15 protein-coding genes are annotated in these 18,637 nt (G+C 49.6%); 7 read left to right on the top strand and 8 right to left on the bottom strand.

Annotated elements, in window-relative coordinates; all coding sequences use genetic code 11:
• Positions 1-8: 8 nt before the first annotated feature.
• Positions 9-890: an ABC transporter permease gene (locus AQULUS_RS08765; RefSeq protein ID WP_148339782.1), complete on the bottom strand. Its 882-nt coding sequence runs from the start codon at positions 888-890 to the stop codon at positions 9-11.
• A 324-nt stretch (positions 891-1,214) separates the two neighbouring features.
• The gene (locus AQULUS_RS08760) at positions 1,215-2,333 is read right to left on the bottom strand and encodes a glycosyltransferase family 4 protein (RefSeq protein WP_148339780.1); all 1,119 of its coding nucleotides are present in this window, start codon (positions 2,331-2,333) and stop codon (positions 1,215-1,217) included.
• A gap of 86 nt (positions 2,334-2,419) precedes the next feature.
• Here AQULUS_RS08760 and AQULUS_RS08755 point away from each other — a divergent pair, with 86 nt between their 5' ends.
• The 4 genes from AQULUS_RS08755 (at position 2,420) to AQULUS_RS08740 (ending at position 7,587) form a co-directional block, all read left to right on the top strand.
• Positions 2,420-3,829, top strand: a complete 1,410-nt coding sequence (locus AQULUS_RS08755; RefSeq protein ID WP_148339778.1) for an undecaprenyl-phosphate glucose phosphotransferase — start codon at positions 2,420-2,422, stop codon at positions 3,827-3,829.
• The gene (gene galE, locus AQULUS_RS08750) at positions 3,819-4,805 is read left to right on the top strand and encodes a UDP-glucose 4-epimerase GalE (protein ID WP_148339776.1); all 987 of its coding nucleotides are present in this window, start codon (positions 3,819-3,821) and stop codon (positions 4,803-4,805) included. The genes AQULUS_RS08755 and galE overlap by 11 nt, the downstream gene beginning before the upstream one ends.
• Positions 4,806-5,451: 646 nt before the next feature.
• Positions 5,452-7,011: a hypothetical protein gene (locus AQULUS_RS08745; protein ID WP_148339774.1), complete on the top strand. Its 1,560-nt coding sequence runs from the start codon at positions 5,452-5,454 to the stop codon at positions 7,009-7,011.
• Between the two features lie 165 nt (positions 7,012-7,176).
• Entirely contained in the window at positions 7,177-7,587 is a 411-nt protein-coding gene (locus AQULUS_RS08740) for a hypothetical protein (protein ID WP_148339773.1), read from the top strand.
• Here the strand turns inward: AQULUS_RS08740 and AQULUS_RS08735 are convergent.
• Together AQULUS_RS08735 and AQULUS_RS08730 are read right to left on the bottom strand one after the other, a co-directional pair.
• A complete protein-coding gene (locus tag AQULUS_RS08735; RefSeq protein ID WP_148339771.1) occupies positions 7,571-8,704 on the bottom strand; it encodes a glycosyltransferase in 1,134 nt (377 codons plus the stop codon). The genes AQULUS_RS08740 and AQULUS_RS08735 overlap by 17 nt on opposite strands.
• 115 nt (positions 8,705-8,819) lie before the next feature.
• Positions 8,820-10,295, bottom strand: coding sequence for an ankyrin repeat domain-containing protein (locus tag AQULUS_RS08730; protein ID WP_148339769.1), 1,476 nt, complete (start codon positions 10,293-10,295; stop codon positions 8,820-8,822).
• 132 nt (positions 10,296-10,427) lie between these two features.
• On the opposite strand from AQULUS_RS08730, the gene galU reads away from it, so the two are divergent.
• Genes galU through AQULUS_RS08715 form a run of 3 tightly spaced genes read left to right on the top strand, consistent with a single transcriptional unit; the run spans position 10,428 to position 14,232 of the window.
• Entirely contained in the window at positions 10,428-11,300 is an 873-nt protein-coding gene (galU, locus tag AQULUS_RS08725) for a UTP--glucose-1-phosphate uridylyltransferase GalU (RefSeq protein ID WP_148339767.1), read from the top strand.
• Positions 11,297-12,847: a hypothetical protein gene (locus tag AQULUS_RS08720; RefSeq protein ID WP_148339765.1), complete on the top strand. Its 1,551-nt coding sequence runs from the start codon at positions 11,297-11,299 to the stop codon at positions 12,845-12,847. Before galU ends, AQULUS_RS08720 begins: the two co-directional genes overlap by 4 nt.
• Positions 12,844-14,232: a UDP-glucose dehydrogenase family protein gene (locus tag AQULUS_RS08715; RefSeq protein WP_148339763.1), complete on the top strand. Its 1,389-nt coding sequence runs from the start codon at positions 12,844-12,846 to the stop codon at positions 14,230-14,232. The genes AQULUS_RS08720 and AQULUS_RS08715 overlap by 4 nt, the downstream gene beginning before the upstream one ends.
• 88 nt (positions 14,233-14,320) lie before the next feature.
• Here the strand turns inward: AQULUS_RS08715 and dsbD are convergent, their stop codons facing one another.
• The 4 genes from dsbD to AQULUS_RS08695 all read right to left on the bottom strand — a co-directional run bounded on the left by dsbD (position 14,321) and on the right by AQULUS_RS08695 (position 18,260).
• Positions 14,321-15,664 carry a protein-disulfide reductase DsbD gene (gene dsbD, locus AQULUS_RS08710; RefSeq protein ID WP_172622800.1) on the bottom strand — a complete coding sequence of 448 codons (1,344 nt, stop codon included), beginning with the start codon at positions 15,662-15,664 and terminating at the stop codon, positions 14,321-14,323.
• A gap of 85 nt (positions 15,665-15,749) precedes the next feature.
• A complete protein-coding gene (locus tag AQULUS_RS08705; protein ID WP_148339759.1) occupies positions 15,750-16,106 on the bottom strand; it encodes a hypothetical protein in 357 nt (118 codons plus the stop codon).
• Positions 16,107-16,221: 115 nt separating this feature from the next.
• The gene (locus AQULUS_RS08700; RefSeq protein WP_148339757.1) at positions 16,222-17,853 is read right to left on the bottom strand and encodes a SulP family inorganic anion transporter; all 1,632 of its coding nucleotides are present in this window, start codon (positions 17,851-17,853) and stop codon (positions 16,222-16,224) included.
• 107 nt (positions 17,854-17,960) lie between these two features.
• Complete coding sequence (locus AQULUS_RS08695; protein WP_148339754.1) at positions 17,961-18,260, bottom strand: HigA family addiction module antitoxin; 300 nt, start codon at positions 18,258-18,260, stop codon at positions 17,961-17,963.
• Positions 18,261-18,637: the final 377 nt, after the last annotated feature.

The following is an 18,637-nucleotide window of genomic DNA, read 5'->3' as shown; positions in this document are numbered from 1 at the left end:
ATCGATTCCTATAACCAGTAAATGATTCTTGCCCGGCGAGAGACAAAGATGAAATAACAGGCCGCGACACCGATGAGGGTCATGAAAACGACCATCAGGATATTCGTCAGGGTCAGCGGGTAACCGATCAGGGGCGCGCGTATCAACTCAATAAAGGAGAAAACCGGATTGAGGTAAGCGATAAATTGTTTGCTGGGGGGCAGGATACTGGGTTTCCACATGATAGGGGTCACAAAAAACACGACCTGGATCAGGCTTTTGATCAGCTGGGAAATATCGCGGTAACGCCCGCCGACCATGGCAAAAACCAGTCCATAGCAGATGGAGTTAAAGTAGATGATCAGCAGCCCCGGGAATAACAGCAGCGAATTCCAGCCCAGACTGACCTGGTCATGAAAAATAATCATGACGGGAACGATGACCAGGATATTGTGAAAAAATATGATCAGATTCTTGGAAACAATCCGGTGAACATAAAGACTGTAAGGCAGCTTGATTTGCTTGAGCATGCTGTCATTCGTGGTAAAGGTTTCCACTGTGTCTGTCACTGTGGTGGATACCAGAGACCAGCCCAGCATGCCGGCGACCAGATAAGGGAAGTATTCGTTGATATTCATATGAAACAGATGGCTGTAGAGGTAACCCATGGAGTATACCGTGATGGCCATGCTGAGGGTGATCCAGAAAGGCCCCAGTACCGAGCGCCGGTAACGCAGTTTGATGTCCTGGTATGCCAGCAGCAGCCAGATGCGCCAGTTGAGCACGCCGTCTCTGATGTCTTGCCAAGCCATTTGCCGCTGGCTGACGCGGGGGAAGACTACTGTGCCGGCATTTCCTTCACTGACTGTCATGCCGGGTGATGAATTAATAGCTGCTTCATTTGTGGACATATTTTTATATGCAATTTGTATAGAATTTAGCGCGGAAGGATATCACGATAGCCGGGGAGTGACAACTTTATGATCGGGATGTTCCAGGCTTGCCGTCCCTTTTTGCCATTCCCGCACAAGCGGGAATGAGAGGGATAAACAATCCTTCGGCAGGCTCGGGACAGGCCCTTCGAGACAGATGCTGCGCATCTTCCTCAGCAGGCCCTTCGAGACGGACACTGACGTGTCCTCCTCAGGGCGAACGGGTTTAGTGTTTTCCGTTCGTGGTGAGGAGCCGCGCTTGCGCGGCGTCTCGAACCACGCGGTTTCAGGCAATGATCCGGGTCAAGGTTTGTGCATCTTTTCGTCAACGAAGCGCATGAAACTGGCGCGAAAAATTTCCGGCGTAAAGCGAGCCGCGTTGTGTACACAATTATCCACAGTAAACAGCTCGGGATTGGATTCAAACGCCTGTACGGCGCGCTGAATGGCTGCGGTGGTCTGTTCCGGGAAGAACACGCCGGTAGGCGCGGCATCCGTGAGACCGCGCACGGTTTCCAGCGTGCCGCCTTTGCCATAAGCGATGACGGGCGTGCCGCAGGCCTGGGCTTCCAGGGGAATGAGTCCAAAGTCTTCTTCCGCAGCGAAGATGAGAGCTTTGGCGTGCTGCATATGAGAAATCAGGGTTTCATCAGACTGATATCCCTGGACTTCCACATTCGCGCCCGCCTTGCTGCGAATTTTTTCCAGATCGGGCCCGTCGCCGATGACAATCAGTTTTTTATCCGGCATGGCGCGGAAACTGTCTACAATTAAATCGATGCGCTTGTAAGGCACGAGACGGGAAGCGGCCAGATAAAAATTCTCTTTTTTTTCAATGGGACTGAAGCGAGTGAATTCAACAGGAGGATAAATGACTTCGGCATGCCGCCGGTAGGTTTTGGTGATGCGGCGGGCGATAAATTTCGAATTCGCTGCGAAATGATCCACTCCGTTGGCGCTGCGTAAATCCCATAAGCGCAATTTATGTAAAAAGTAACGCGCGAACCAGCCGGTAAACCTTTTATCCAGGCCGGTTTCACGCAAATATTGATGCTGCAAATCCCAGGCGTAACGCATGGGAGAATGCACATAGCTGATATGAGTCTGATCGGGCCCGGTCAACACGCCTTTTGCGACTGCGTGTGAACTGGAAATGATCAAGTCATACGCTGACAAGTCCAGTTGTTCAATGGCCAGCGGCATGAGCGGCAGATAACCGCGGTAACGTGTCTTGGCGAAAGGCAGCTTCTGGATAAAAGTGGTGGCCACCATCTTGTTTTGCAGAAAATCCCGCTTGTCCGGGTCGATAAAGTCGATCACGGCAAAGACATCGGCCTGGGGGTAGCATTGCAGCAGGTGCCCCAGAAATTTTTCCGCGCCTCCTACCGCCACCAGCCAGTCACAAACAATCGCTGTTTTCATAGATATGTTGCCGCTAATCAAATAAAATACAAAAAATTCGGGGAGGCCCCCTCCCCAAGCAATCAGCACAGGATATCATACCCACCATGCTGCCTAAAGGTTTGTTAAAAGAGTACTCACGCGTTATTTCCCTGCTGACCCGGGCCATGGATATTGTCACTGTCTTTCTGGCCGGCTGGCTGGCGTTCATACTGCGGTTTAACCAGGTTCAGATACCTTCTTCTTATTTGACAGCAATCGCGATGGGGCTGCTTTTTACTTCCATCGTGTTTTCCTTTTTCAATATTTATGCCTCCGTGCGCGGTGAAGGATTTTTCAGGCATATCATGACGCTGGTCCAGGCGGTGTGCGTGATGGGACTGATGCTGGCAGGGCTGTCTTTTTTCACCAAATCAGGCGAGGCGTTTTCACGAACCTGGTTTATCTGCTGGATGGGGTTGACCGTTTTTCTGTTGATCCTGTTCCGCTGCAGCCTGCTTCTGGGGCTGCGTATCATGCGCGCCCGCGGTTTGAATGAACGCCGCGTCGTGATCATGGGCGCGGGGGAGCTGGGCAGCAAGTTCGCGAATACTGTGCAGCAGGCGCTCTGGACCGGTTTTCGCATTGTGGCATTCATGGATGATAATGCGCGGGACAAGCCGGCGATGGTGCATCAAGTGCCTGTTATCCAGACTCCCGATAACCTGAGTGCGTATCTGTTCCGTGAAGGTATTGATGAAATCTGGCTGGCCTTGCCTTTGCGCGCGGAAGCGCGAGTCAAGGAAATTCTGTTCGAGCTGCGGCATCATACGATTACCACGCGCTTCGTGCTGGATATTTTCGGATTGGATTTGCTTAATCATTCCATCACCGATGTGGCGGGTTTTCCGGTATTGAATATCCGCTCCTCACCCATGACGGGCGTCAACCGCTTGATCAAGGCTATTGAAGACAGGCTGATAGCCGCAGCCATTTTGCTATTGATCAGTCCATTATTATTGCTGATTGCCGCAGGCGTGAAATGGAGTTCAAGAGGCCCGGTGTTTTTCAAGCAGCAGCGTCTGGGATGGGACGGTCGCATCATCAAGGTATATAAATTCCGCACCATGTATGAACATGTTGAAGAAAACGGACATGTGACCCAGGCCACGCTGGATGACGTGCGCGTCACGCCGTTCGGCCGCTTTTTGCGCCGTACCAGTCTGGATGAGCTGCCGCAGTTCCTGAATGTATTGCAAGGGCGCATGTCTATCGTCGGCCCGCGCCCGCATGCGCTGGCCCACAATGAGATATACAAGGACTCCATACACACCTACATGCAGCGGCATCATGTCAAACCGGGCATCACCGGATGGGCGCAGGTCAACGGCTGGCGCGGAGAAACCGATACGCTGGCGAAAATGCAAAAACGCGTGGAGTATGACTTATACTACATCAACAACTGGTCGCTGGGATTTGACCTGAAAATCATTTTCCTGACTTTTTTCCGGGGATTCGTCAGTCAAAATGCCTACTAATGCCAAAGCGGTTCTTGTCGTGGGCGGTGCCGGGTTCATCGGCTCTCACATGGTGTTGAATTTACGGCGAGCGGGTTATCAGCCGGTCGTGCTGGATAACCTGAGCAAAGGGCATCGCGATGCCGTGCTGGACGCGGAACTGATTGTTGGCGACATGGCCGATACTGCCTTGCTCAAGGAATTGTTTGCCCGCTATTCCTTTGCTGCCGTGATGCACTTCGCCTCCTTTATTGAAGTGGGGGAATCGGTAAAATTTCCGGCAAAATATTATCAGAACAATGTCGCCGCCACGGTCAATTTAATCGAAACCATGGTGAAAAGCGGGATCAAGCATTTTATCTTTTCTTCCACCGCGGCGGTGTATGGCGAGCCGCAGTACAAGACCATCACGGAAGCGCATCCGCTGGCGCCGATTAATCCCTATGGCCGCAGCAAGCGGATGGCGGAAGAAATCATCAGGGATTTTGCGGTCAGCGATGGATTGAATTACGCCATTCTGCGTTACTTCAACGCCGCGGGCGCGGATCCGGAAGGGCGGCTGCGCGAGCGTCATGAACCCGAATCCCATCTCATTCCCATTGTCTTGCAGGCGGCGGCGGGGCAGCGGCCGAATGTGACGATTTACGGCGATCACTATCCAACGGCGGACGGTACCTGCATACGCGATTATGTGCACGTCGTCGATTTATGCAGCGCGCATCTGCTGGCGCTGAACGCGCTGCTGAAAGGCAAGAAACAACTGGTTTGCAATCTGGGCACTGGACATGGCTATTCCGTGATTCAAGTCGTCAACGCAGCGAAGCGGGTCACAGGCCGCCCCATCGAAACGGTCGTGGGCCAGCCGCGTCCGGGCGACCCGGCCATACTGGTCGCGGATGCCTCGCTGGCGAAACAGGAATTGCACTGGCTGCCCAGGTATCCCGACCTAGACCCCATGATTGAACATGCGTGGAAAGCCATGCAAAAACCGGCCTGATGCTGTGTCAGTTTAATCTTCCGTTAGCAGTGCCGCCACGAACGGGAAACACTCAATCCGTTTGCTCCTTCGACAAGCTCAGGACAAGCCTGAGGAGGACACGTCAGTGTCCGTCTCGAAGGGCCTGTCCTGAGCCCGCCGTCGAAGGGAGGCTCACCCCTCTTGTCATTCCCGCGCAAGCGGGAACCAGAGTTCATGGTTCGAGACGCCGCTGACGCGGCCCCTCACCACGAACGGAGATCGAATACGCCGCTGACGCGGCTCCTCACCACGAACGGAGATCGAATACGCCGCTGACGCGGCTCCTCACCACGAACGGAAAACACTCAACCCGTTCGCCCTGAGGAGGCACGCAGTGCCGTCTCGAAGGGCCTGTCCTGAGGAAGATACGCAGCATCTGTCTCGAAGGGCCTGTCCTGAGCCTGCCATCGAAGGGCGGCTGTTTCTTCCCTCTCATTTTTGCTTTACCGGACACTTCTGCGCTTGCGAGGGAATGACAAGGGGGTGCGGGATTATCATTGCGAATCCATGCGGCGGGCGAGGCAATTCATCTTAAGTTTATTTTAAGTATTGTCTGATAATAATTGAGTAATCCCGACCAACGGATTATCCGTTGTGTATCACACTATCAGACAGGAGAGCGCAGATGCTGAGGAAGGTCGCGAATTATTCAACTCAGGATTGGGAAAGACAATACGAAGCTCTCCGCAAAGACATTGATAAGTTTAGATACGAAATACAAGCGATAGAAAAAAGGGAAGACGCAATTCTCGAAATCGCCAGGCTCGACGGATTCATTTCACTATTCATGATCATCAAGATTTTCGAAGAAATGCAAATCGGCAACGAGAAGGCATTGGAAGCCTGTTTTCAGGAGAATACTGGAAAAGAACTCAAACGCGCTGTTTCAAAATACGGGGTCCGCGAAATTATCAAAAAAGCCCTGGGCAAGGATGTAAGAGCGTTTTTTGAAGAAGTGTCGGATAAAACCCGCATGGCTGATTTGACGGCCGAACTGGTCAGTTCAATCGTCACACCGGTAGTGCAGAGTGTGTATGATAAAACTTTCAAGAAACACATCACCCGTAATGCGGACGTGGTTGAACAGCGGTTTAAGTCTCTTTTATGCAATGCCATTTTTCTGATATGCGCGACAGAACTGTATAAGGAAGCGGATCTCAGACAAACAGCAGGGTCAATCAGAATCAAATTGCTGATGGGCCCTTATCTGTTGAGAACATATAAAGAAGAAGCGTTGCAGAATCCTTTCATCGCCGTGCGTGAATCCGCCAAACTGGTTCAAATCGATCCGCCGCTCAGCAGCTTATGGCAGGAAGCTGCGCTGTGGCTGCAAGGATTGTATACCCGCAGCTATCTGCAGATACCGGAAGAGCATCGCAAGGACGGGGAAGTCAAAAGAAAAGACAATGGCAAAATGCCGACAGTCAATGAAAAAGATGTGTCATTCCAGGATAATTTCAACCTGACTTTGTACGAAATGGCGCTGTTTCACAAACAGACGTCGGAAGTGATTCAAGCCAAGCTTGCGCCGCCGGTAGTGCATGCTGATGTCGTGCCGGTTTCAAGCCATGACCCGGTCATGCCGTCCCCGGTGTCAGAAATGCAGCCGGCATCTTCGTCAAATCCGCAGCATGCACAGGTAGAGCCGCGAGAAGTGATTCCCGCGCTGCAATCAGGTATCGCCATGCCTTCTGTTGTCAGTGACCCGATACCGCTGTCAAAATTGCCGGGAGGAGACAAAGAAAAACCCCTGCTGCCATTTTTATGTCTGGATGATATCAGGAATGAAAATGAAGATGTTCAATTCCCCATGCTGATTTATTATCTGGACAGGTACAGATTGAATGAGGCGCAAAACAGTATTCTGCTGGAGTTTTCCGGTGTGATCACGTCCAAACTGAAAGGATATACTACCAGCATCTTGACCACGCATTATATTCCGACCATGCTCTGGTCGCGTCCTCACACGCAATCGGTAAACGAAACTCTTGAAAGTTTGGACTCGGCCGCTGAGGCAGATGAATCCATCAAATTATTATTCAGCCTGTGGAAGGAAATCGGAGAAAAAGGCAGCAAGGATTTGAAGAAAATTGTAGCGGACTTAATAAAATCCGCTTTTACCATTTTACTCAAGGCATCGATGCCGGCTGAAAGAATGGAAGTCAAATCCACCATACCGCTGTAACAGTGAACGGGCTGTTCTCATTCGCGGAGCCGCGTCTAATTTATTTAAAAAAAACGGTTTTTTATTTATATTTTTTATTTATAAAAAATATTGTTTCGCTGTTAATAAATCCTCGTTCCGAAGAATTTATAATGAAGAATAATTTTGAATATACGGAGTGCGGATATGATGACAAGGAATGAAGCATTGCTCACCGAATTAAATAAGTCGCTGGAAAATATCAGAAATCAAATCAGATCAAAAAAGTTATCTTTATATGAAGCAGAGTTGAACGCCTTGAGCCGTTCGCTGCAAGACTCTTTAAAATTATCCCGCCGTACCGCGTTTTTCGAAAAGAATGAAGTTGTTAAATGCATAATGAAAATTATCGGCCTGATCAATGATGATATCGCCAGCATCGAACTGGAAATGCATGGCGTGGCGAATTATTCCAGCTATGAAAGTGAGCGGGTGAATGATATTGTTTTTAAACAAATCATCAAGATCGAATTGGATAAGATGCTGAAAATGGCCTTGCGCGCGCGTCCTGAAATCCGGGATGCTGAATTGTCCAGCATGATCAAGACATTGGGTTGAAGAGTGCGCTGATGGCTGGCAGCTGCCAGAATTGTTTATAAAATAACGGGATGGAAAAGTGTTTGACGGCATGTTGATAGGCGGCGTCACCGCGTTCCTCGCGTGCCTGCGGCGATAATTCGTAAATTCTTTGCATGGCGGTTGCAAGATTCACAGGATCTTTGGGTTCGACCAGGATTCCTGCGTTTGCGACCACTTCCGGGATGCCGTGTACGCGCGTGGCGATGATGGGGAGTTTGGCGATCATGGCTTCCAGCAGCACGCGCCCAAATGCTTCCTGTATGGAAGACAGGACAAAACAATCAAACGCTTTCATGTAGCGAAATCCGACGGAAAGATAACCTGTTAGTAAAATATCATTATCCAGGTGATTATCACGGATTTGCTGTTTAAGAGAAGCTTCCAGTTCCCCTGAGCCCATAATAACCAGTTTCGCTTTGGGGCAATAAGGCTTGATCAGTGAAAAAGCCTGGATGAGTGTGGTCTGGTCTTTGTTTTTTACCAGTCTGCCCAGCGTGCCGAATACAACCGCGTCTTCAGGGAGCAAGAGCTTGCTCCGGGCTTCGTCACGGCTCAATAATTGTGGTTCGGTGAGATCCACGTCTACCATGTTGTAAAGCGTGATAATGCGTTCTTTGGGGATGAACCAGAGACTTTTGCGTAAATCGTCGCGTACCGCGTTTGACACGCCGGCGAACAACATGTTCCCGGGCGCGGCGCAGGCAATGAAGAGCCGGCGTTTCACGGAAGCAAGCGTATCCAGTTCATGCATGACAGAGATAAGTAGCGGAATTTTATGGAATCGTGAAACCCACATCATGATGTAAGTCGGCTTGTAGCGGTGGCAGACCACGATATGAAATTGCTTTTCCCGGGTAAGAGAAAGCAGTTTTTGCACGGCCTTGATTTTGAGCGAGCGGATTCCGGATTTGGGAATATTCAAAAAAATAACATTTTCCGCTAGCGTGCGTTTTTTGATTTCTTCGTCAGGTTCGCCTGTCAAATAGGCGACGGTGACATCATACAGATTTCTGTCGAATAAGCGGGTGTATTGATTGAATATATCCACAAACTGGGTGGTATAGTCATGGCCTAAAATCAGTATCTGTTTACGCATTAAACGCCAGTCTCTGTCAATTAATTACGCCATTTATATCAATATACCCAAGCAAGGACAAGTCAAACGCAGTGATGATCCGGTTTAGACGCGGCTGTTGTTTCCGGAATGCGTCTTAGCTTCCGGGAGATAAGCTATTTATTACCGCATGGTGACCGGCGGGTTCGCATGATGCATTTACCCGGGAAATGGCATGCGGGGATGGGCTGGGCGGGATACTGCGGAAAAAACGCAGGTGGTCGCTCACCGTGGTTTCAGCGGCGCGCGCTGGTTGGGATGTGATGAGATGCGACAGCATTTGATGAACAGATTCTTTATAATGGCTGGATAGTTTATACAGGTTCAATTCCGCTTCTGCCAGTTCTTTCTGAGCAGTCATTTTTTTGAGTATTCCCGTGTTCAGGATTTTTAATAAAAATCTGCGCCTTGACCGGCTGCCCAGATGGCTTAGCGCCGTGATCAAATTATCGAGGGTGGCGTTTTTATCATGGGTCAGCATGGTTTTGACGATGCGGACATGCCCGGAACGCGCCGCGCGTATGAGCGGGGTTTTGCCGTTGATGCAGATTTTATTGATATCGGCATTGTTTTTTAACAGAAGTTTGGTGAGACGCTGATACCCGCGGCCGGCGGCAATATATAGCGCGGTGCGCTGCTTGACGTGCATGCCGTCCACTTCCGCTCCCTGACGTAAAAAGTAAGCAACACAGGAAGTGCTTCCTATGCGCGCGGCGATGTGCAGGGCAGAGTAATCCACCTTTCTTTTGGCGCTTGCTGTGACCAGGGGGTGGCGCATCTGTTCCAGCAGGTTATGCTGGTCAGGATAGGCGTCCACCTGTTTGTCAAAAGTGAAAATGCGGAACCCCAAAGGCGAGGGTTGGGAGGGATCGTATTTGTAAGCCTGAAAAATCCCCTTTACCAGATTGTTTTTGTCGGTGATCTCATATCTGACAAGTCCTGAGGGATTATTCGAATTGTACAGGCAGATATGTCCCCCGTTTCGGAACAGACTCAGTGAGTGATTGCCGCAGCTAATCAAAATCAGGCGTTGCTCATGGCGGGTCAGCGTATCCATAAGCGTGGTCTCAATGAGGTGACGGCGCATGTGGAGGTTGATTTTTTTGGTGAAGTCTTCCGCGGTAAACAAGCCTCCCAGGGTATATTCCAGCTGTATCTTGCGCATGGAGGTGTCTTCCAGGAATCGGTGCAGTCTCCCCTGGGTGTAACGGCTGTAGCGGTTAATATGTTGAAAATACTCCATGAGTGATATCAGCCGTTCAATCTCAAACCGGGCTTCATCCGATAACGAAGCCAGGTTTCCATCCCAGCCGGCGAGGGTAGTCATGGTGTTTTCAAACCATGCCCAATCGTCCCTGGGGGGTAGAGATGCCGCCTCGGCCGTCTGGCTTTCCAGGTATTGTGCATACGCTGCCAATATGGCGAGACCATGACAAAATCCTTTGCCTTTTGTGAACCAGGCAATGACGGCCGGATCACGTTTTTGCGCGGTGAGATAGGCGTGGATTTGCTTGCGGATATGCTTTTGGGAAAGATTGGCAATATTGGGAGGGCTTGAGGTTCGTGTTAGCATGGACAGTCCCTTTTCTGCTTATTTATTGCTCACTCATCTGCTTGCGGGTGATGAGAATCCAGTCATAATAATTTTTTCTCTCACCTTAGTATGATAACATTCCGAGCCTGATTTGGAGTGAAGTCAATCTTTATGATGAAGATCACGAAAGCCATCTTTCCCGTCGCAGGGCTGGGAACACGATTTTTACCCGCCACCAAGGCCAACCCCAAGGAAATGCTGCCTATTGTAGACAAGCCGCTTATCCAGTATGCCGTTGAAGAAGCCGTGCATGCCGGCATCACTGAACTGATCTTCGTGACGAACAGCAGCAAACGGGCAATAGAAGATCATTTTGACTCCAATTTTGAATTGGAAGCCACTTTGCAAGAGCGCGGGAAAAAAGAATTGCTGGATATCGTGAAAGGCATATTGCCGGAAGGAGTTTCCTGTGCCTATATTCGCCAGAAATCTCCCCAGGGACTGGGGCATGCGGTCTTGTGCGCCAAGCAGCTGGTGATGAATGAACCTTTTGCAGTCTTGCTCGCGGATGACTTGATTGATGGCGGCCCGCAATCCTGTCTCGCGCAAATGGTGGCATGCTTCAAGGACTTGCAGACCAGCATTGTTGCAGTTGAGCAAATCCATCCTTCGGAAACGGGAAAATACGGGATAGTGGACACAGGCGCATCGACGGATCAAATGGCGCGGCTGAGCGGCATCATTGAAAAACCCCATCCCGAACAGGCTCCTTCTAATCTGGGCGTGGTCGGGAGGTATATCCTGACTCCGCGCATTTTCTCTCAGCTGGAGAACACCAAAAGGGGTTCGAATGGTGAAATCCAGCTGACAGACGCTATCGCGAAGCTATTGCAGGAAGAACCTGTTTACGCTTACCGTTTTCAGGGCAAACGCTATGATTGCGGCAGCAAGCTGGGTTATCTGGAGGCAACAGTGGCTTATGCTTTGAAACATCCCGAACTCGCGGGAGATTTTAAACGTTCTCTGGAGAGTCTGGTGGCATGAGAGACAAGGCCCTCGCATTTGTACGAGAAAATCAAATCTATTTCATTGCGTTTCTTACCAGCCTGCTGATTTCCGCCTGTATCGATTATCGTGACAGCGTCATTAATCCTGACGGCATTTGTTATCTCCTGAGCGCGCAAATGGTGGGATCCGCGCCTATCAAGGAAGTCATGCAGCTGTGTCCACAGTCACAATGGCCGTTTTATTCCACGCTGATTTTCGCTTTTGTCAAACTGACGCACTTATCATTTCCCATGGCGGCTTATCTCCTCAATGGTCTTTTTTCCCTGATCAGTGTCATGATGTTTATCTGCATAGTCAGGGAACTGGGCGGTTCCGGCCGCGTCCTCTGGATTGCCGCTCTGGTCATCCTGTTTAACCATCAATTCAATATTCTCAGGGAAAATATTATTCGCGACCACGGGTTTTGGGCGCTATATCTGGTTTCCCTCTTTTATCTGTTGCGCTATTTTCGCGAACCCAAATGGACGACGGCGCTGCTCTGGAACGCGAGCCTGCTGGTTGCGACATTGTTCCGCATTGAGGGCGCGGTGTTCCTGCTCGCCATGCCGTTTATCTCCTGGTGTTTTATCGGCCGCAGCTGGAAGGAACGGACACTGTCATTCCTGATGCTGAACTTGCCCATGATCATCATCTGCGGCGGCATTGCCATGTGGCACCTGGTTTATCCTCAGCATTCTGTGGACCGACTGGGCCGTGTCGGTGAAGTCATCAACCAGATGCATCACGGATTTTTCATGCTGCTGGATCGTTACCAGACTTCCAAAGCTGCGCTGGCCCAGCATGTGCTGCCGCCCGAGTCTTCGACGGATGCCAGTGTCGTTTTGTTCCTGGTCTGGATTTCTTGGTATCTCTATAATGTTGTGATTACCCTTTCGCTGGGCTATGCGGCAATGCTTTTGTACGCGTGGAAAACCGGAGCGGCAAGGTGGCGCGCGAACACGTCGGTCGTCGTTTGGGGGTATGTGGCGGTCAATGTGATTGTCACGCTGGGATTCCTCGCCGAACATTTGTTTATTTCCAAGCGCTATCTGATCGCCTTGTCACTGGTTTTAATGCTGTGGGTGCCGTTTGCCTTGAATGATTTGATCGAGAAATGGGGCAGCCTGCGCCACCGTGCCGCGCTTTCACTCGCGGCGCTGGTCATTTTTATTTCGGCATTGAGCGGAATTGTCGAATTTGGCCATTCAAAGTTTTATATCCGCTCCGCGGGCAACTGGATAGCCGAGTCGGTGCCGGAGAACGCAAAGCTGTATGTGAATGATTTTCAGCTTATGTATTACACCCGGCATTTTGGCATCCGTATTTTTGAACTCTTGCCGGATTACTTGCAAATCAATTCCATCGCACATGGAAAATGGAAGCAGTACGATTATCTCGCGCTGCGCTTGCGCAACAGGGAAGAGGGTGAAATGGCGGGAATACTTGAAGAGCTGGCGGGTCTGAAGCCTGTCAAGGTATTCAGTAACAGGCGCGGCAATCATGTTGCGGTTTACAAAATCACACAAAAGGAGACGGTCAGTTGAATATCACGGTTATTGGCGCGGGATATGTCGGTCTGGTCACAGGGGCTTGTTTTGCCGAGCTGGGTAATCATGTCACTTGCGTGGATGTGAACGAGAGCAAGATCGCGAATCTGAAAAAAGGCATTCTTCCCATTTATGAACCCGGGCTTGAGCCCATGGTCATCAGCAACATGAATGAAGGACGGCTGCAATTTGTATCTTCCATGAGCGAGATCGCCGCGGACAGCCATGTCATTTTTATCGCCGTGGGCACGCCCAGTGACAAGGATGGCGCGGCTGATATCCAGTATGTTCTGGAAGCGGCGCGGAATATCGGCGCGCATATCAGCCAGTATTGTGTGGTGGTGGACAAGTCCACCGTGCCCGTGGGCATGGCTGACCAGGTGGATAATGTGATACGGGAAGAATTGCAAAAACGCGGGCTTTCACTGCGATTTGACGTGGTCAGCAATCCCGAGTTCTTGCGTGAAGGCGCCGCCATCGAAGATTTCATGCGCCCGGATCGCGTGATTATCGGACTGGAATCCAACAACGCCAAGAGCATCATGCTGGATTTGTATCTTCCGATTTTGCGCAGTCCCGAGAGAATTTATTTCATGAATGTGAAGGACGCGGAGATGACCAAATACGCGGCTAACGCCATGCTTGCGACGCGCATTTCATTCATGAATGAAATGTCTGTGCTATGCGAGCGCATGGGGGTGGACATTGAAAATGTGCGTATCGGCATCGGATCCGATACGCGCATTGGCAGCGCGTTTCTCAATCCCGGCTGCGGCTATGGCGGATCCTGTTTTCCCAAGGATGTGCGCGCCCTGGTCAAGATGGCCGAAAGAAACGGTGTGGCTCCTTATATTTTGCACGCAGTTGAAAAGCGCAACTTTGAACAGAAACGCGTACTGCCTGACAAAATCGTCAATGTGTTTGGCGAAGATCTCACGGGCGTCACTTTGGGGGTGTGGGGTTTGTCCTTCAAGCCGGGCACCGACGATATGCGCGAAGCGTCATCGCTGGTGCTGATAGAAGAAGCGATTCGCCGCGGCGCGTGCGTGCAGGCGTATGACCCCGCCGCGGTGGGTGTCGCCGGCCGTATCCTGCCGTCTGAATGGATGGATTCCGGCAAGCTCAAGCTGACAGGTCATCAGTACGACGCGCTGAAAGACGCGGATGCTCTGGTGCTGGTCACAGAGTGGAAGCCGTTTTGTTATCCCGATATGACTGCCATGAAAAATCTCATGCGCCAATTTATCATTTTTGACGGCCGTAACCAGTATGATCCCAAGCATATACGCGCAGCGGGTTTTGAATATTACGGCATGGGCAGGGGTGAAGTGAATTACAAGCGGGCAGCGTTATCCCTGAGAGAAGCGGTAGGCGCGGAATAAAATCCATTTCAAATCTGTTTAGTTAAATTTAAACCATGCCCGCCGGAAAGGCGGGCATGGTTTTTTGTCACGCATTTAAATGCAGCCATCAAGCCAGTTTGTCAAACAGACTCATGAGCGCGGCTTTGGTGATGCCTTCATCCATGGCGTTTGTCTTGTATTCCCGGCCGTCCTTGTCATGAAAAATAACGGTGGGTGTGCCATAGACATGATAGAGGTCTACCAGCCGCATCAACTCGTCATTTTTTTCCGTGATATCCACACGCAAGACTTCGAATGCTTTCATGCGTTCCTGCACGGCGGCATCGGCAAAGACATTCTTGTCCAGCGCCTGACAGGCGGGACACCAGGAAGCATAAAACTCAATCATGACCGGCTTGCGAAGATTTTTCGCCGTCTGCAGTTTTTCCCGCAGTTCTTCTTCATTGGCTACCGTTTGGAATAATGAATGGACCGGCGCCGGCGCATTCGTGGTATTGATTTGCGCGGCAGGTTTTAAGGGGTTTAACACATCATCGTGGCCGCTCGCGGCACCCATTAATAAAATCGATCCATACAATAGCGCCAGTATGCTTAGCCCGTGCAGAAATGGCGGCAAGCGTTTTTCCACATGAAAGTCCAGCGCACCCAGAGCCACAGCGCCTATGATCAGCAGTGCCGCCCATAAAAACAGGGTGACGCTGCCGGGGAGAATGCGCGACAACATCCAGACGGCGAGGCCCAGCATCATGATGCCGAACACAGACTTGATTTTATTCATCCATGCGCCGCTGGCGGGCAAGAGTGCTCCCTGACCAATGCCGAACAGGATGAGCGGCAGCCCCATGCCTAACGCCAGAAAAAACAGGATCAGCCCGCCGCGCACAGCATTTCCTGTCTGGCTGATGTAAGTGAGCACGGAAACCAGAGGCGCCGTGACGCAAGGCGATGCAATGAGTGTTGACAGAAAACCCATTATTGCCACGCCCGCGTAACTGCCTTGTCGCTGCCGGCTGCTTAGCTGGTGCAAACGGTTTTGTAAAAATCCCGGCAATCCGAGATTAAACAAGCCAAACATGGACAAGGCCATCAGGACGAATACCAGACTAAAGCTGATAATGATCCAGGGCGATTGCAGCGCCGTTTGCAGGGTGGTGCCTAGATATCCGGCCAGCATGCCCGCTGCCGCATAAGTGAGTGCCATGCTGATGACAAATACTAATGACAGCTTGAAGGCGCGGGCGGTACCGGATTGTTTTTCACCGATCAGGATGGCGGAAAGAATCGGTACCATGGGCAGCACGCAAGGTGTGAATGCCAGTAAAATGCCTACACCAAAAAAACTCAGCAGTGTAAAAGCAAGATGGTTGGCACTGATTGCCGCAGGAGTGGCGGCAAAAGTGGTGGCCGTGAATAACAGGGTTACGCACAGTACAAATGTTCGCAATTTCATAATCATTCCTCAATTAATTTGATAACCTCACCGCGCAAGCCAAATCAGGGCATGCGCTGCGGTAATGGCATTGAATTAAATTAAATTAATCGCGGGTGTGGAGTCGCGGGGGTTTGTAAAGGCGTGTCAGGGGACTGACGGCAAGCAGTCCGAGAATAAAAAGAAACATCAGTTTTTCAGACGGAAGATAAAAGTTCTGCTGAAATTCCTGCAGGATGGAATATTGACCATTGGCGGCGGAGCAGAGTTTGACTGCCTGGCTTTGGGCATTTTTTTGCACTTGACAGGGAGTAAGCAATTTCACAGCGGGAGACGTGTCCGTGGACACGGTGGCTGCAGAGGGGAATGCCGTCATGCTGGATAATGGAGAAATCAGCATCACCGCTAGCAGACAGGCGGCGATCAGAGAGAGATATTTTCCATTTTTCAAGATAGTTAGCATGATGAGCATGATTAGTCAGATTGAATAACGGATTTCAGTGTATCAGAGAGCGCAAGGGGAGACAATGTTCGGTCTGCATATCATTTTTGTATGCGGCCATGCGGCAGGAGCACCTTTATGGCAGGCTTCTTATCGTTTCTGCCAGCGTGTTAAACACACGGCCTCCACTAGCCTGGCATGTAATACCTATATTAGTTAATTTGGCTGCGACATTGGGATTTGCCTCGCAAAGATAGACATGTACACCCCGCTTATGAAACTGGCTGATTATTTCATTGAATGTTTGTAATCCGGTGACATCCATAAAAGGAACATCTCTTAATCGGAAAATAATATTTTGGGGATCAGAATGAGTGATAGCAAATGCTCGTTCAAACTTTTCAGCAACGCCAAAAAAGAATGGCCCTTGGATGGTATAGATAACCGTTCCCTTTGGCGGCGTTATATGATCTGCTGACAATTCATCTTTGAGTGTCCCATGATCTTGCTGCTCAATGGCAACAAATTCACTCATGCGGCGTATAAAAAGCAGCATTGCAAGAATCACGCCAACGTTAACAGCGACAACCAGGTCGGTAAAGATAGTTAATATAAAAGTGGTAAGCAATACAAGAATATCGTATCGCGGCGCATGTTTTACCAAATGAATAAAATGAGGGATGTCACTCATGTTATATGCAACAACAAAAAGAATGGCGGCGAGCGTACAAAGCGGAATATAACTGGCAAATGGAGCTAATAACACAATAACTAAGGTCAAAAATATGGAATGAACAATGGCTGAAACAGGGCTATTGCCCCCGTTACGGATATTGGTCGCTGTACGGGCAATCGCGCCAGTTGCAGCGAATCCGCCAAACAGCGGTGAAAAAATATTCGCCAAGCCCTGACCAATTAATTCCTGATTCGAATGGTGGCGTGTTCCCGCCATTCCGTCGGCCGCAGTTGCTGATAAAAGTGATTCAATCGCGCCAAGCAGCGCAATAGTAAATGCGGGGCCAATCAGATTAACTGCATGGGCTGGCTGTATTTCTGGTAAATGGAATTGTGGTAAGGCCTGCGTGATGCCGCCAAAAGTGCTTCCAATTGTTGCGACATTATTGAATTGAAAAGCGGCTTGCAGCATCGTGGTAATAGCCATGGCAGCTAACGGCCCGGGAATACGTTTTAGTAATTTCGGAGTAATCAATACTAATAACAGGCTTAAAGTACCCAGTCCCGCTGTCGTCCAATTTAGATGAGGGAATGCATTGATTAATGCCAATAATTTGATATAGAAATGCGCATTGAGAGGGGTTTGTACAGGCAATCCCAAAAAATCCTTCCACTCACCAACAAAAATAATGACGCCAATGCCGGCGGTAAACCCCACAATAACAGGATCAGGGATAAATTTAATCACTGTTCCTAGTTTAAGAAAACCCATAAATAATAAAATAAAGCCGGCAAATAACGTGGCTGTTTGCAGGCCATCGATACCATATCGAGCGGTAATATTCGCAAGAATAACAACAAAAGCACCAGTAGGGCCGGCAATTTGCACCCGGCTGCCGCCGAAAACACCTACTATTAGTGCTGAAATAATTGCTGTATATAAACCTTGTTCTGGTTTGACGCCAGAGGCGATAGCAAAAGCCATTGCTAAAGGCAAGGCAACAACGCCAACAATTAAACCCGCAATTAAATTGGGCAGCCAATTGTCTGGTTTAAGCAATCCTGCACGATATGCTTCAACAAGAGCCAACATTTCTCAGCCTTCATTAAATCATAAGAAAACCATTGCAACGATAGAATAATATGCACAAAACTATGCTATACCGATATACGATATACAACAACCTTGATCAGAAAAGATTATTTGTCTTTGGGAGGGATTAAGCGTTTTACAGGCATATGGATTCTTATTGCATGCCATAGATCCCAGTCGCGTTGAAGATTTAACCAAAATTCTGGTTCTGTATTAAATGCTTCCGAAAAAGCCAAAGCGGAATCTGCTGTAACGCCACGACGCATATTAATGATTTCATTAAGTCTTGCGTAAGTCCATCCCAAATGGACAGCAAATTGTTTTTGCGATAAACCCCACGGTTCCAGAAAGTTCTTAAGCAATATTTCACCGGGGTGAGATGGAACCCGTTTATTTTTAGACGCCATTGGCAAACTCCATATCATTTTGGGATATCTTAATACTGATGTCGAAATATTCCTACAGTATAAAATATCTATCAATTCGAAGCACAGGAACCATGGAAAACTTCAAAATCACGATCAGCATCAGTGCATTGATTGCGGCATGGCTGCGTCGCTTGCTTGACTCAGGCGTTCCATAAAACAGCTCAAGAAAATGCGGGGCGCGGTAACATAGGCGCAACGGTACCATACAGAGGCTTTAGAGGAAGTGTTGGGTGATTTTATGCTGGCGAGCATGAATAATCCTTTTCCATTTTTATTATTTTGGCATTATTTTGCCGCAAATTCTGGCTCGGAAAAAATAACTTTTCAGGCTGTAACTTATTGATTCTAGTGTACTT

The sequence above is a fragment of the Aquicella siphonis genome (genome assembly GCF_902459485.1).
Taxonomy (GTDB): Bacteria; Pseudomonadota; Gammaproteobacteria; order DSM-16500; family DSM-16500; genus Aquicella; species Aquicella siphonis.
Note: the sequence above shows the minus strand (reverse complement) of the source record. Positions and strands in the feature narration are given on the sequence as shown.